The 14,412-nt window shown below is 55.7% G+C and carries 11 protein-coding genes; 6 read left to right on the top strand and 5 right to left on the bottom strand.

Annotation, left to right across the window (positions count from 1 at the left end; all coding sequences use genetic code 11):
- Window position 1: 1 nt before the first annotated feature.
- Both ACR0E2_RS18660 and ACR0E2_RS18655 read right to left on the bottom strand, forming a co-directional pair.
- Window positions 2-1,258, bottom strand: coding sequence for a glycosyltransferase family 4 protein (locus ACR0E2_RS18660; RefSeq protein WP_480447498.1), 1,257 nt, complete (start codon window positions 1,256-1,258; stop codon window positions 2-4).
- Complete coding sequence (locus ACR0E2_RS18655) at window positions 1,245-2,507, bottom strand: nucleotide sugar dehydrogenase (RefSeq protein ID WP_480447497.1); 1,263 nt, start codon at window positions 2,505-2,507, stop codon at window positions 1,245-1,247. Before ACR0E2_RS18655 ends, ACR0E2_RS18660 begins: the two co-directional genes overlap by 14 nt.
- A gap of 381 nt (window positions 2,508-2,888) precedes the next feature.
- Here ACR0E2_RS18655 and ACR0E2_RS18650 point away from each other — a divergent pair, with 381 nt between their 5' ends.
- Window positions 2,889-4,415 (top strand): oligosaccharide flippase family protein, encoded by a 1,527-nt coding sequence (locus ACR0E2_RS18650; RefSeq protein ID WP_480447496.1) that lies wholly within the window; start codon window positions 2,889-2,891, stop codon window positions 4,413-4,415.
- Between the two features lie 46 nt (window positions 4,416-4,461).
- Here ACR0E2_RS18650 and ACR0E2_RS18645 read toward each other — a convergent pair whose 3' ends face one another.
- Window positions 4,462-5,574: a DegT/DnrJ/EryC1/StrS family aminotransferase gene (locus ACR0E2_RS18645; RefSeq protein WP_480447495.1), complete on the bottom strand. Its 1,113-nt coding sequence runs from the start codon at window positions 5,572-5,574 to the stop codon at window positions 4,462-4,464.
- A gap of 272 nt (window positions 5,575-5,846) precedes the next feature.
- Here ACR0E2_RS18645 and ACR0E2_RS18640 point away from each other — a divergent pair, with 272 nt between their 5' ends.
- The 4 genes from ACR0E2_RS18640 to ACR0E2_RS18625 are packed head-to-tail and all read left to right on the top strand — an operon-like array spanning window position 5,847 to window position 9,734.
- Window positions 5,847-6,800, top strand: coding sequence for a glycosyltransferase family 2 protein (locus tag ACR0E2_RS18640; RefSeq protein WP_480447494.1), 954 nt, complete (start codon window positions 5,847-5,849; stop codon window positions 6,798-6,800).
- Window positions 6,797-8,017, top strand: a complete 1,221-nt coding sequence (locus tag ACR0E2_RS18635; protein ID WP_480447493.1) for a GNAT family N-acetyltransferase — start codon at window positions 6,797-6,799, stop codon at window positions 8,015-8,017. Before ACR0E2_RS18640 ends, ACR0E2_RS18635 begins: the two co-directional genes overlap by 4 nt.
- Window positions 8,014-9,057, top strand: coding sequence for a lipid II:glycine glycyltransferase FemX (locus ACR0E2_RS18630; RefSeq protein WP_480447492.1), 1,044 nt, complete (start codon window positions 8,014-8,016; stop codon window positions 9,055-9,057). Before ACR0E2_RS18635 ends, ACR0E2_RS18630 begins: the two co-directional genes overlap by 4 nt.
- Complete coding sequence (locus ACR0E2_RS18625; protein WP_480447491.1) at window positions 9,054-9,734, top strand: polysaccharide deacetylase family protein; 681 nt, start codon at window positions 9,054-9,056, stop codon at window positions 9,732-9,734. The genes ACR0E2_RS18630 and ACR0E2_RS18625 overlap by 4 nt, the downstream gene beginning before the upstream one ends.
- Here the strand turns inward: ACR0E2_RS18625 and ACR0E2_RS18620 are convergent.
- Window positions 9,654-11,090 carry an O-antigen ligase family protein gene (locus tag ACR0E2_RS18620; protein ID WP_480447490.1) on the bottom strand — a complete coding sequence of 479 codons (1,437 nt, stop codon included), beginning with the start codon at window positions 11,088-11,090 and terminating at the stop codon, window positions 9,654-9,656. The two genes, ACR0E2_RS18625 and ACR0E2_RS18620, sit on opposite strands and share 81 nt — an antisense overlap.
- A gap of 113 nt (window positions 11,091-11,203) precedes the next feature.
- Window positions 11,204-12,475, bottom strand: a complete 1,272-nt coding sequence (locus tag ACR0E2_RS18615; protein ID WP_480447489.1) for a right-handed parallel beta-helix repeat-containing protein — start codon at window positions 12,473-12,475, stop codon at window positions 11,204-11,206.
- Window positions 12,476-12,956: 481 nt separating this feature from the next.
- Between ACR0E2_RS18615 and ACR0E2_RS18610 the strand changes: the two genes are divergently transcribed.
- Window positions 12,957-14,412, top strand: a 1,456-nt coding sequence (locus ACR0E2_RS18610; protein ID WP_480447487.1) for a right-handed parallel beta-helix repeat-containing protein, incomplete at its 3' end; no start/stop codon positions are given.

Genomic DNA, 14,412 nt, shown 5'->3' with positions numbered 1-14,412 from the left:
GTTACCCCTTCCAGATCCGCTGATACGCCGCGATCAGCGCGGGCACCTGATGCGGCCAGGCCATCTCGGACTCGACCCGGGCGCGGCCATAGCGGCCCATGGCGGCGCGACGTTCGTCATCGGCCAGCAAGTCGGTGATCTTGTCGGCCATATCCACCGGATCGTTGGCCTTTGCATAAAGCGAGGCCTCCTGCGCCGAGAACCGCCCCTCGGTCACGTCAAACTGAACGATGGGTTTCTCGAAGGCCATGTATTCGAGGATCTTGTTCATGGTGGATTTGTCGTTCATCTCGTTCACCCGGTCCGGGTTCACGCAGACATCGGCGGTCGACAGGATCTCGAACAGATCTCGATCGGGGGCGCGGCCGGTGAAGGTGACATAGTCCGACAGGCCCATATCCACGGATTGCTGTTTCAGCTTGTCCAGGCTGGGGCCCCCGCCCACAAGGCAGAACTGGATATCGTCGCGGCCCTGAACCTTGACCAGATGCGCCACGGATTCCAGCAGCAGGTCGATCCCTTCCTGATCACCCATGACGCCGACATAACCCACCATGTATTTCCGCCCGTTGCGCCAGGCCGGGTTCGGCGGCAGATGCTGCAACCGGCTGAGGTCGGGGCCCGAGCGGACGACAAACACATCCTCGGGCGCCATGCCGCCGCGTTCGATGGCGATCTTGCGATAGCTTTCATTGGTGGCAATCGACACCCGGGCCGAGGCAAAGGTCAGCCGCTCGAACGTCTTCATCAGCTTCCAGAAGAAACCGCGCTTGTCGAATTTGGCCTCGTAAAGCTCGGGGTTGATGTCGTGGTGATCGAACAGATAACGCACGCCGAACAGCTTGAAGGGCAGCGCCACCAGAAAGATCAGGTCAGGCGGGTTGCAGCCATGGATGACATGAAAGCCGCGGGTGAACTTGATCTTCAGCGACAGCCAGCTTTCCCAGAACAGCGCCGCGCCATATTCCAGCAGATACCCCAGCGCCCCGCTGGCATCCAGCGGCAGCGGGTGGCGATAGACCTTGATGCCTTCATCTTCCCAAACGCGTTCCTCGTGCCCCTTGCCGGTGGGGCAGATGACCGAGACCAGCGCGCCGGCCGCGGCCAGCGTGCGGGCCTCCATCCAGACGCGGCGGTCAAAGGGGACGGGCAGGTTTTCCACCACGATCAGAACCTTGAGGCCCTTCAGGGGCTGGCTCTGGCGCAGCTCTTCGAACGAAATCGGCTGAACGGCGGGTACAGGGCTAGTCATATTCATAGGTTCTTACCACCTCTGCATCACCCAGGTTCAGATCATTCACGATCCGGTTTGAACCGACCACCAGATCCCAGGGCCCGGCCTCGGCCGTGGCGCGGTCCACCAGCAGGCTGCCCACATTGGGCAGGTGGGTAAAGGCATAACCAAGGTTCTGCCCCCGCAGATCGGCCGGTTTGATCGCAGGATCATAGACCGACAGCTGATAGCCCGCCTGCAACAGCCGCCGGGCAATATCGACATTTGGGCTTTCGCGCAGATCGTCGGTTCCGGCCTTGAAGGCCAGCCCGGCCATCAGCACCCGGCCCCCTTCGGGCAGCCGCGCCATGATGTCCTGCGCCTGATAGGTTTTATGCGCCTGATTGGTCTGCAACAGGCTGTCGATCAGATGGGTATGCGCACCCACCTCACCGGCAATATGCTGCAATGCGCGCACATCCTTGGGCAGGCAGGATCCCCCGAACGCACCCCCCGGACGGGTGTAATAGGCCGAGATGTTCAGCTTGGTGTCCGAGACGAAAATCTCGTGCATGGTTTTGGCCGACACGCCCATGCTGTGACAGATCCGGCCGACCTCATTGGCAAAGGCCACCTTGGTGGCGTGCCAGGTGTTGTCGACGAATTTGGTGATCTCGGCCTCTTCGAACGCGGTATAGAACACCGGCGCATCCAGGCCTTCGTGCATTTCGTCCATCACCGCCGAGCGGTTTCCGTCTGCCGTGCCGACAACGATCTTGGGCGGGTTGAAGAAATCATCCACCGCCGAAGCCTCGCGCAGGAATTCGGGGTTATAGACAATCTCGACCGCCTGATCCGTCCGATCGCCCAGATAGCTTTGAAAGATCGGCTCGATCAGCTGCCGCACCGTGCCGGGCCGGAAGGTGGATCGGTACGCTACGGTCAGCGGTCGCGCGCGGTCGGGCGAAACGGCCTTGGCAATCTGTCGCGTCACCTCGGCCACGAAATTCATGTTGTGCGAGCCGTCAGTGGAACTGGGCGTGCCGACGCAAACGATGGCCAGATCCACATCCGACAGGTCGGGGATTTCAACCGTGGCGCGGATCAGGTTCTTTGCAAGCGCCTCGGTCAGCAGCTCGGCCACCTTGGGTTCCTTGATCGGGGGCTGCCCGGCATTGATTTCCGAGACCTTGTCGGCATTCACATCGACGCCGATCACCTCATGCCCCTCACGGGTCAGACAGCATGCTGCCGTGAACCCCACATACCCCAGACCAAAAATCGCAATCTTCATACTGTTATACCATCTTGAAAACAGGCACCGGGTCCGGAAAACACCGGTCTCTTCTACTTGTTACCCTTGCGCAGTCAGAATCCAATCTGAGACACTGAGGCGAAACTTCATTTTGCTATGTAATATTCAGCGCCGACTCGCTGCGACGGTACTGATTGAAACATGGTGTACCTCTCTGAAACTGGAAAAACATGCGATTTCAACACAAAAATATACTTACAGGTTTGACTAGCAGCCAGCCGACTAAATTCCTAGAACAGCAAGTGCTGGTTTTTTGAAGCGATGTTGAGGGTAGCCAGATTAGAAACATTGGTACGTTGATAAGTTTTTTGTTCCGAGTATGGAAAGGCAAGTCTTTTGAAGCCTCCAGTTGAACCAGGCGTGACGATCGCCCCGGGCACACCCGATCACAGCGCGACCCTTACCAGGGGGGCCGCAACATTGTTTGCATCGGGCGTTTTCAGCCAGTTTCTGGGCGTTTTGACATTGGTTGTGACGGCCCGTCTTCTGACGCCGACGGATTTCGGGATCATTGCCTATTTCATAATCGCGGCCGCGTTTCTGGAAATCGTCCAGCGGGCCGTTTCCATGATTCTGATCCGCCAGCCCGAAATCACCGACGATCACCTGAACACCGTGTTCACGATGCAGGTGCTGTTGGGTGTCTTTTCGGCACTCCTTATCTGGGCCAGCGCCCCTCTGATGACATTCTTCGGGCTTGCGGAACTGACATCGCTGATCCCCCCGCTTTGCTTCATTGCCATCGCAACTTCCATCAAAAGCACACGCTTCCCACTTTTGGAAAGAGATCTCCGGTTTGGTTTCATCGCAGGCGAAGAAACGACCAGCCGAATTGCATATACATTGATGGCCATCAGCCTCACATGGATCTGGCGTGATTACTGGGCCATCGTGGTCGCCAGCGTCATCACTCAGGTCATCCGGGTCATCTGGAGCTTTTCCGTCGCCCCGATGCGACCCAGGTTAACGCTCAGATGCTGGCATGACTGCATTGATGTGTCATCATGGTCACTAGGGGCCCAGATCACCCAGTTTCTGATCAACAACATGCCCCAGATTGTCATCGGAAGCATGCTGGGTCTGGCAGATGCAGGGATTTTCAGGGTCGGCTATCGCCTTGTGGTCCTGTTCACCAGCCAGATCATCGGCCCGTTGGAACGGGTGGTTTATCCAAGCCTTGCCAACGCCTCCCGGACCAAAGGCTCCAGCCGGGAAGCCTTCGAACGGGCCAACGCCATCCTTTTGGGGATCATCGTTCCAGCCAGTGTCGGCATGGCTCTGGTTGCCAATCACCTGATCGTTGTCGTGGCCGGTTATCAGTGGCTGGCCGCCGCACAGGTCATCTGGGTGCTTGCCCCTTTGAAAGCGATCGAGACATTGCAGGCCAATGTTCGGTCTGCAAGCTACGTCGAAGGCTCTACAAAGCGCCTGTTTCTCCGCAACACGATCCTGCTGATCGCCACAACTGCGCTGACGGTGCTGGGATCGAACTACGGCTTTACCGGCGCGATCCTCGGCTCCGGAGCCGCCAGCCTGTTTGCGATCGGTCTGGCGCTGATCATGGCCAAGGATTTCGGAACCGGTGGGTTTTTGGCACCGATCCTGATGGCCTGGCGTACATTTGCGTCGACCTTTGCCATGTTGCTTGCCGTTCTATTTGTCAGCAGTGCCTATGGCAGTGGCGACGCAGTGGGATGGGCTTACGAGACAGCGGAAGACCTGCCGCTGCTGCGTATACGGTTCTCGGTCAAAGTTCTCGTCGGAGTTTTTGTCTATGTTGGCACACATCTGCTGCTCTGGCGCCTTGCCGGGAAGCCAAAAGGGTTCGAGAGCCTGGCGCTGGAGCTTGCCGCAAAACTCAAACGCAAGCTGTCCAAGGCAGCGTGATGGCCCCGGTTACGCTGACCTCACTCTGCATAAACCGCCCGCCTGATCAGGCCACAAGTTCACTTTTGAGTTGCGCTATTATGTGATCGATATGCGCAGCCGAAAGGTACTGGTGCACTGGCAAAGATACGACATTGTCTTTCAGGGTCATAGCCTCGGCCTGCCCTGACCAGTCGAGATTGCGGTTGAAGCCCGCCCACCAGGCAGTGGCACCAATCCCGCTTTTTTGCAGCGCCCGTACGACCCGGTCACGCCCCGCGACTATGATCGGCATATTCAGCGGACAGGCATCGACCGGAAGCTCCGGAACAAGCATGCGTATCTCGGGAAACTCGTTGAGAACATCCCGGTACCGCTGCCAGTTCGACCGCCGGATCGCAATGGTTTCTGCTACGGAATAGGCCCGCAATGGACGGGATGTGAAGACACTCATCTGTGCGCCGCGCAGCGCCGGGTCGAAATAATAGTGCCCCGGAATGTCTTCCGGTTGATCCCCGTCACTGTGGGGCGGCGGTTCTTGTCGGCCGCGTACCTTCTGAAGCATTGCCTGCATGCGGGACAGCCCCAATACGGTTGCCAAACCAGCGCGCAAAAGTGTTTTGGTCACGGCCTTGCCCGGGGCAGGTCGCGGAAACGGATGCCTGGCGCTCAGGTCCGGCGCATTGATGACCATGGCCCCACCACCCAAAACAGGCACAAATTTGTAGAAGCAGAAAACCGATACGTCTCCGGTGCGGCCTTCTGCCGGCGAAGCACCGCTGAGAAGGCTCAATGCACAATCTTCGATCATCCGCAGCCCATGCTGATCGCACAAGGCCCGCAGGTCCGCCAGGTATGGCTGCAGCACACCAAAATAGTGGATCACATATATCGCCTTCGTCCGCCCGGTAATAAGTGGCGCAATCCGTGCGGGATCGACACGCAGGTTTTCGGAAACCGGATACAACCGAACCGAAAGGCCCGCATCAATCAGCGGGTCGACCTCGGAACCACAATTATAGGCGGGTGCCAGAACTTCATCCTCGGGCTGCAACCCCAAAAGGTCACAGGACGCCCGGATTGCCACACGGGTATTATAGCTCCAAAACACCGACCGGTCCTGGAACAGGGCCGTGTACCCGCCAGCAGAATCCCGGCGAAACAGATCGGACAACCGCATGACAGGATCGCCGCAATAAAGTGCGTTCCCACGGTCAGTCATTCGATGCCAAACCCAGAGGCCAAAATTTACCCAAACCCGATCTTAATACTGTCTTGTCTTTCAAGGTTTCGCACCGTCAAAATATTACCTCAATATACTGATCTAAATGATTTGACTTTTATAGCTACTTTTCGACAACAACGGTCCCGGTACGGTCACGTTTTAAGTGTTCACAGAATGTGGCAGTGGTTAAAATTTGGAATGTAAGTGGTTAACGAGAGCGAAGCGTCATGGTTTCATCGCCGCCCGGCACGAGTAGCGAATACGCTGTATCTATCATTATCGTGAACTGGAACACCCGGGACATTCTTCGGGATTGCTTGGCGTCCATTGCGCATGAGACCCGGCTGCCGCACGAAATCATCGTTGTCGACAACGCCTCCAGCGATGGCTCACCTGAAATGGTGGCCGATGAATTTCCTCAGGTCCGGTTGATCGCGAATACCGAAAATCTGGGCTTTGCCGCTGCCAACAATCAAGGGCTCGAGATTGCTACAGGCGCCAAGCTGCTGCTGCTTAATCCCGATACGATCATCCTGGATCATGCGATCGATGTAATGAGCGCCTGGCTCGACGCGCATCCGGATGTCGGATGCGTCGGCTGCCAGGTCTTCGAAGACCCTGAAACCATCCAGCTGACCTGTTTTGCCGATCCCGGACCGCTCAGCCTGGCAGTGATCGAATTCGGGCTGAAACGGCTGTTTACCTGGCCCGAATATGGGGGCTGGGACCGAACAACGCAGCGCGACGTGGATGTGGTGTCGGGCATGTTCATGCTGGTACCACGCCCGGTCTTCGAAGAAGTCGGTTCGCTGGATGACGCGTTCTTTATCTATTCGGAAGAAGCTGACTGGTGCCGACGTATCCGCAATGTTGGCAAACGCTGCGTCTTCGCGCCTGAGGCACGGATTCTGCATCTTGAAGGCGGCTCGAAAAGCACCGCTCAGATCAAATCGCGCATGTATGTGCAAAAACAGAAAAGCAAGACGATCTACGCCAGAAAGCACTATGGCCGCAGTGGTGAGCTGATAACGCGCGCGATCTTCCTGAGCAGTGCAATGTTGCGCGGAATTGCCTTTGGACTGATCGGGCTTCTGCGCGCCACACCTGATCGCAAGGCAAGGCTGCGCCTGTCCGGAGCGGCAATCCGGTATCATCTTTTCGGTCAGGAACCGATGGCATGAGGGACGCCATTTCCAACAGTGCAGATATCGAGCTTGAGTGTGTCGAAAAACCTGCACACAAGCTGAGCGTACAAGCCAGCTGGGACAGTTTTGTCTCAGCGTCCGGTGCCGAGATATATTTCCTGTCCGACTGGCAATCTGCCTGGTGGGACCATTACGGCAAAACGTTTGCCGCCAGCCGGCATCCCGTCAGCTATATTCTGCGGAACGGTTCAGAGCTTGTTGGCGTTCTGCCCTTTTGCGTTGAAACCCTTTGGGCCGGCCCCATTCCGGTGCGCGTCGCCCGGCTGGCGGGCGTGGATCCTAATTTCGCGGTCATGGAACTGCCCATTGCCGCCGGTTACGAAAACACAGTTCTCGGGGCTGTCATTGAACACCTGACCGATCATTTGAAATGTAGCGTCGTAAGCCTGTCGCCATTGTCAGAACGCGCAGGACAACTGGAAAACCTGCGTGCCCTGAATGGGCGTGGCCTATCCGTTTTACGCGACATCAGCACCCGCGGGCATACACTGATGACTCTGCCTGATACCTTTGATGCGTTTATGGCCTCGCTTTCGAAAAGCCGCCGCCGCGAAGTCCGGCGGGACATCAAGCGCCTGACACCGGCAGGTGAGGTCTTGCGCACTGTCAGTTCCACGCCGGAAACCGTCGATGCAATGATGGATCGGTTCATCGCATTGCATACACGACAATGGGAGGCCGCCGGGAAAGGGGGGCATTTTTCCGACTGGCCGGTTGCGGCAGCGTTCTATCGCAGCCTGATGCAACGCCTGAGCCCGAAAGGCCATGCGGCAATCGATGAACAGTGGCGGGATGAAACGCTGCTGTCCAGCCAGTTACGTTACACCCTGAATGGCAAGGTGCTTTGGTGGCTCAATGCACGGGAAGTCGATGCCGAATTTGCAAAGGCTGGCCTGGGCCGCGTCGGTCTGGTCGCGCGTGTTGAAGAGCTGATCGATCAGGATACGCACCTGATTGAAGCCGGCGCCGGCGAGTATGAATATAAGCTGAGCTACGGAGGAGATCTGGTGCCGCTTTACAATATCGTTCTGGCACCTGATCGGGCTTCCGCGCGGCTTCGTGCCCGTGCACTGCTTTTGTGGGCGGATGCCTTGCATTTCTTTTACTACCGTGTCTGGTTCCTGAAAGTCCGCCCGCGGTTGGGAATCCGGCCGAACAGCCTCTGGAGCAGCTGGATACGGATGCAATTATGAACACGACCCTCTCGTTTCAGAAAGTCACCGCAGAAGAATGGCCCCGGATCAGCGCCAGTTTTCACGATCTGACATACGAACAGACCCTGACGTATGCGCAGGCCGCGGCACAACGGATCGGTGCCACGACTGATTTTATCACCCTGTCAGATCAGGCCGGTCACTTGACCGCTGCGGCCTGCCTGCGCGTAAAGCGCGTGCCCGGCCTGGGGCGTGGTATCGCCTGGATCGCAGCAGGCCCTATGATGCATCACCGCGAACAGCCCGAAATCGACCAGGACCGGCTGGATGCAACATTTGCGGCACTGCGCGCCTATGCCCGGAAAACCGGCCATATCCTTCGGTTGCGGCTTCCCGCCCTGCCATTTCATGACGTTCCGGTAATAGATCGGTCTGCGGCCTCGGCGGGGTTTCATCCCACCGATCGTTCCCGGCCTTATCGGACCGTCATCATCGATTGCGATCAGGACGAAGAAATATTGCTTAAGGCGCAACATGGCAAATGGCGCAACCATCTGCGCAAAGCGTTGAAAAGCGATCTGTCGCTGGAAAGCGCCCCGATCTCCGAAGCCTCGGGCAGATTTCATGAACTCTATCAACAGGTGCAGGCCGCCAAAGGGTTCGAGCAACCTGATATTCCCCCCGAATTCTACTACCCGCTTCAGGGTGCTGATTTTTCCCACGAGGTTCTGTTTGCCCAAAAAGATGGTGTCGACATAGCCGGCATGACAATCGGCCGGACAGGAAATTTCGCGGTCTATCTGTTTGGCGCGACAACGGATGTGGGGCGCCGCTGCAATGCCGGCCATTATCTGATGTGGGAATCCATCCTGCGGCATCGGACACAGGGCATAAAATGGTACGATCTGGACGGTATCGACCCTGACATCAATCCGACCGTCACAGAATTCAAACAACGGACCGGTGGAACGGACTTGTTGGCGGCCGGACCTTATGAATACCGACCCGCCGGATTGGGTTCGGCTTTGATAGGCACCGCCGAAACGCTTCATTCCCGCTTGAAAAAAGCACGCCAATGACCACTGGAACGAGTATCATTTTTCACGGCATCGGCACACCGGAACGTGCCCTGGAACCGGACGAGGCCCCTTACTGGCTGTCAGTCAGTCAATTCGAATATGCGCTGGATCAGATCGCCCAAGCCCCCGATCCGGGCCATTTCACGATCACTTTCGATGATGGCAATCTTTCAGATTACAGTATTGCCCTGCCCGCCCTTGCGGCCCGTAACCTCCGGGGGCGCTTTTTCGTTCTCACCGATCGGATCGGGCAGGTGGGCTCGCTGGATGTCGAACATCTTCACACCCTGCGCGACGCGGGCATGACAATTGGAAGTCATGGCATTGCTCACACGGCGTGGCCCACCCTGGATGATGCTGCACTGACCGAAGAGCTGTGCGCATCACGTGCGCAGCTTGAAAAAATCTGCGGACATCCGGTGACAGAGGCGGGCATCCCCTTCGGGCGCTATGACGCAAGGGTCCTTCGGGCCTTGCGCGATGCGGGGTACACCGCTGCCTGGTCAAGCGATGGCGGCAATTGGCGCGCAAACAATTTTCTGCGGCCACGGACTTCGTTGCGTGGTGATATGTCCACGCACGAGATGGGTGCCACTTTATCCGGTCAAATGCCGCCCCTGCGCCGTTTGCGGCGGGCTTTGGGAATGTCTCGGCGGCGCTGGATGACGACCGGCTGAACCGGTTCTGACAGCCCGCCTTGCTGTTAACTCACCCGGAACAATCTGTGGAAACCGCGTATAACGCAATTTCCTGCCTTCAGTCGGTGTCTGTACACTGTCGCCGCCCTGGCTTTCCTGATCATCAGCATCAAAAAGCCAAACCCCCGCCCCCAGAAGAAACATGAAGAAACAGAAGGTAGAGTCCCACAAATGCACCGTGATCGCGGAAACACATAGGCCCAGCAACGCAATCAAATACCCAAGACGGGCGTCTGCGACGGCGCCGGTCAAATTCCTGTTGCCGGCTTGGAAAAAGACAACCAACACCGCACCCAACAGCAGAAACAGCCCCGGGAATCCATGCCGCAATGCTATCACCAGCCAGAAATTGTCCACCGTGGTCAACATGGCCATCCAGTGGGGTCGCGTATAGTCATTCAACCCGATTCCAAACAACGGGTTCTGCAGAACATCGTCAGAGGCGAAGGTGAAAATATTGATCCGCGTAAATGCGGTGCCCGGTGTCAAAGTGAAGTGTGTTGCGAAGATCTGAAACATAGTCCGATTGGAACTGACTTCGCCGACGAAGTACAAAAAAGAGAAAATATAGAGAAGAATTTTCCACCTATTCTTCAGGAACCAAAATATCCTGTTCCACGCCATCAGCATCATCTGAAGTATGACATTCATGAAAGCACCCGACGACAAGGAACAGAAGACGGTGCCCCCAACGATGGAAACGAGACCAACCTTTTTGTTAAAGGATTTATTCCATCCCAACACATACCAGGTAAGTGCAAAAGCCGGTGCACAGAACACTCCAAACAAAATCGGATGCGGCATCGTTGTCTGAGCGCGCAGCAATCCCAGTCTCGGTGGAAAATACCACTTTTGATAAACACTCATCACCTTCCCAAACAGATTCAGGAGCGGCATCTTACCCGTGACAGCTTCATAAGCCGCAAACGGTAAGAGAACCATGATCAGAATGAAGAGGCATTTCACAAAAAACCGGAACGAATCCAAATTGCGAATATAAGTTCGGGCAATAAAATAGGGGGTTAGCGTTTCTATTATGAACATTCCGATGAACTGCCACAGTTCCTGAATGCCGTGATTGACGGCCAAAGTCAGGCTGGCCCAGAACGCAAAGCCGATTACTAAGAAATCGACCGCCCTGATTTTACCTGCTTTACCGCTCAGCCACCCAAAAACTGCGGGGAACATATAGAGGAGAAGGATCACACGATAGCCATTGAGTTTCAGCCCGCCGAGGAAGAAATAAAATGGCATCGCAAAAGATATGACAAGCAGCATCAGGACAAGCGGTTTTGCCACCTGTTCTCTCGTTTTGGCTGACGAAACAGCGATCATTCGAATTTCCTGCCCTTAACTCAAGTAACTCTTCAAAACCAAAAAAAACTGGTGGCTTTCATAGCCACGCCCTTGCCATTAAACACGCCAGCGGAAATCATCCATGTCAGTCTTCATTGAGTGGGATAGTTCTTTGCCAGCGTTGATCCGGCATTCAGGCGATCCATGAGACTGCCGGGACGCACGCCAAACTCATTATAACCCTTTTCCCGCCCCAACGCATGGTAGATGAACTGCTGATCATAATACCCTTCCTGAGACGGGTTTTGATCCTGAATCATGGCATTGTTAAGAAGCACCCAATCGCGCTGGTTTTCATACCCCATGATGTTTGCCGCGGCGTTCTGTTCGATGACAACGGATGTAGAGTCTGGTGAGATATTGATCACCGGCACAGAATGGCCACCAGGAACATTGATCAGAGAGTTTTTTCTGACCGAAATGTTGTCGGAACCGTAGATGGAGATGCCGTGGACATGGCCGTTGTAAATCATGTTGTTTTCGATCAACACGTTCCGATGCCGTACCTCGGGGTCTCCGATGTTCTTCCCATCTCCGCCGGCCCAGATCGTCTGGGCAAAGTCGCCTGCACCTACATCGAAGATATTGTCCCGGATCGTGATATTGGCGCTTCCACTGTTATTGGCCCGCTGGATCTGGATCATATCACGGTGATCGCCAACTCCATCGGCCCCGCCAAAGTTGTGGATGTAATTGTTCTGAACCAGGATGTCGTCGACATTGTCGAACACCAGACCATCCGAGCGGATCGAATGCACGTCGCTGTCAGTGATCTTTATGCCGTCTGTATTAATAGCGATGATCGCCTTCCACCATGTGAGAAACTCGGAGTTTGAAATATCAACATTGGCGGCGTGGAACACCAGCAGACCTGTGCCAAACCCCGCCCCATCTTCTGGCGTTCCGGTGCCGCGTGCGACATCCCCGCTGAACACGGAGTTGGAGATAGTGATGTTCCGGCTGTTGCGAACAACAAAGTTGGCCAGATGATACGGGTCAGCGTTCTTGAAGGTATAGTCGAACCTGATGCCATCCAGATGGACATTTTCGGCCCCGTCAAGAATGGCGACACTGAAACACGCGAGGCTGGCAGGGTCAGCCGATCTGATCACCACCGGCGACGGGTAAGCCTTGCCCAGTTTCAGAGTATCATAGTTCCCCGGTGCAAGCAGATAGACCTCACCGCCACGGGCATTCTGCAAAGCACTTGCCAGCGTTGCTGCGTCGGAAATAGCCTGACCTTGGGTTTGGGCCGTGAATCTGGGTTTGAATTGCTGCCTGTCGCAAGGGGTCTTTGCATGCAAGGCAGGGCTAAAGAACAGCAGGATCGTACCTGCCAGCGCAAGAATACGTGATCTGGACATGACGTACCTTTCTGATCTGCGACCGTTCGAAAGCTTAGTCGAACCCCCGCATACTGTCTATTGTGGTGCCCCTCGGATCGCATGACATTTCCGAGACACTCAGCGGTGCTTTTCCGGGGTGGTCTCAATTAAATCTGCAAGTTGCCGTAGGGGCACCGGGCAATTCATTGCCGACACCTACCAGAGATACGCAAGGACGCGCCGGAATAGTGGCAATTATGTGTTCATTGTTGCTTAACGGGAATCAATTATCCAAACAGGCGTCAACCGCCAAGGGAAGTGGAACAATTCCCAGTATCGAGTATCGAGTTCACTCGGAAATGAAGGCAAAGGGACGTCATTGTCCCAATGCAGGCAACAATTTCCAAACATAGCCATATTTAGGCCACTCTACTGCCCTCGGGCAGCTGTTCCATTTGTCCTGGGTGTGCGGGAACTCGTGCGCTGCCACTCACAGCGCCTATGAAACAGAAGGTGAAATATGTCGACGACAATTACGGTAACCTCTGCGGCAGAGCTGAACCAGGCCTTGTCACAGGCGACAGGTGGGGAAACAATACTGCTTGCGGCCGGCAATTACGGCAAGCTCAGCCTGAATGGTAAACAGTTTTCATCTAACGTAACGATTAAATCCGCTGATCCGAATGCAAGCGCAAGCTTCTCTGAAGCGCATCTCAATGGGGCGTCGAATGTAACGTTCGACACGATCAAATTCGATTACACGTACAGCTCTGGAGACTATCACTTCCAGAATAAATTCAGCGTCACCAACAGTTCGAACATCACATTCCAGAATTCGAACTTCGAAGGTGATTTTGCCAGCGGCACCGGAACATCTGCGGATGGCACCGGATATGGCACCGGACTGATGATCTCCGGTTCCAACAATATCGACGTCATCAATACCGAATTCTCGAAATGGTGGAAGGGCGCCATCGCTCTTAACTCCGATGGGGTGAGCTTCACCGGGAACGACGTTCATTCGATCCGCTCGGATGGTCTGGTATTCGACAATGTCGATAATATCCTGGTAGAGAACAACTATATTCACGATTTCGGCGGCGCTGCGGGCGCGGGCGATCACCGTGACATGATCCAGGTCCAGCGCGCAAACGGCAGCGGCAGTGACAACATCACCATCCGCAACAACGTCTTTGACATGGGCAACGGAGATTACACCCAGACCATCTGGTTTGGTGGGGACGGCAAGGATCTCAGCGACCCGAACGTCATCCACCACAATGTCCTGATCGAAGGGAACGTGATCTATAACGGCCATCTGCATGGCATTTCGGTTTACGGTGCGGATGGTATCACCATCACAAAGAACTCCGTTCTGCACGTAGATGAAAAAACACAGACAGGCGGCATTGAAATTCCGCTCATCTTCGTATCGAACGGCTCCAGTAATGTCGCGATCACCCAAAACATCACGTCGCAGATTCTGGGGCATAGTGGTCAGCCGGACTGGAACGTCGGCAACAATGTCCTAATCAAGCCCACAGAGTACGACCAGCACTTTACCTATCAGGCCACGGCGCAGACGGATGGCTACAATCAGTACGTCGTCATACCAGGAAGCCCGGCGGATTTGGCAAATGCAGGTTCGGACCTCGCAAACAGCATTACAGGCCCTTACATCGATTGGCTCAAAAACAACGGGTATACTGTGATCAGCGCTCCATCCCAGCCCAATACTGGAACGAGCCAACCCAATATCGGGGTGAACCCACCTGATACCGGGACAAGCCAGCCTGACACTGGGACGAGCCAGCCCGATACCGGAGAAACTCAAACCGGGACAGAGACGTCCCCTCCGGCCACAGAGCAGCCTCAGACCGAGGTGGAGGCGACACCTCCCGCTACTGAGCAGCCTCAGACCGAGGCAGAGGCGACACCTCCCGCTACTGAGCAGCCTCAGACCGAGGCAGAGGCGA

It is taken from the genome of Ruegeria sp. A4 (assembly GCF_056543025.1).
Note: the sequence above shows the minus strand (reverse complement) of the source record. Positions and strands in the feature narration are given on the sequence as shown.

Coding starts and splice junctions, on each gene's coding strand:
- ACR0E2_RS18660 (WP_480447498.1), bottom strand. CDS start 1,258: ATGAATATGACTAGCCCTGTACCCGCCGTTCAGCCGATTTCGTTCGAA.
- ACR0E2_RS18655 (WP_480447497.1), bottom strand. CDS start 2,507: ATGAAGATTGCGATTTTTGGTCTGGGGTATGTGGGGTTCACGGCAGCA.
- ACR0E2_RS18645 (WP_480447495.1), bottom strand. CDS start 5,574: ATGCGGTTGTCCGATCTGTTTCGCCGGGATTCTGCTGGCGGGTACACG.
- ACR0E2_RS18640 (WP_480447494.1), top strand. CDS start 5,847: ATGGTTTCATCGCCGCCCGGCACGAGTAGCGAATACGCTGTATCTATC.
- ACR0E2_RS18635 (WP_480447493.1), top strand. CDS start 6,797: ATGAGGGACGCCATTTCCAACAGTGCAGATATCGAGCTTGAGTGTGTC.
- ACR0E2_RS18630 (WP_480447492.1), top strand. CDS start 8,014: ATGAACACGACCCTCTCGTTTCAGAAAGTCACCGCAGAAGAATGGCCC.
- ACR0E2_RS18625 (WP_480447491.1), top strand. CDS start 9,054: ATGACCACTGGAACGAGTATCATTTTTCACGGCATCGGCACACCGGAA.
- ACR0E2_RS18620 (WP_480447490.1), bottom strand. CDS start 11,090: ATGATCGCTGTTTCGTCAGCCAAAACGAGAGAACAGGTGGCAAAACCG.
- ACR0E2_RS18615 (WP_480447489.1), bottom strand. CDS start 12,475: ATGTCCAGATCACGTATTCTTGCGCTGGCAGGTACGATCCTGCTGTTC.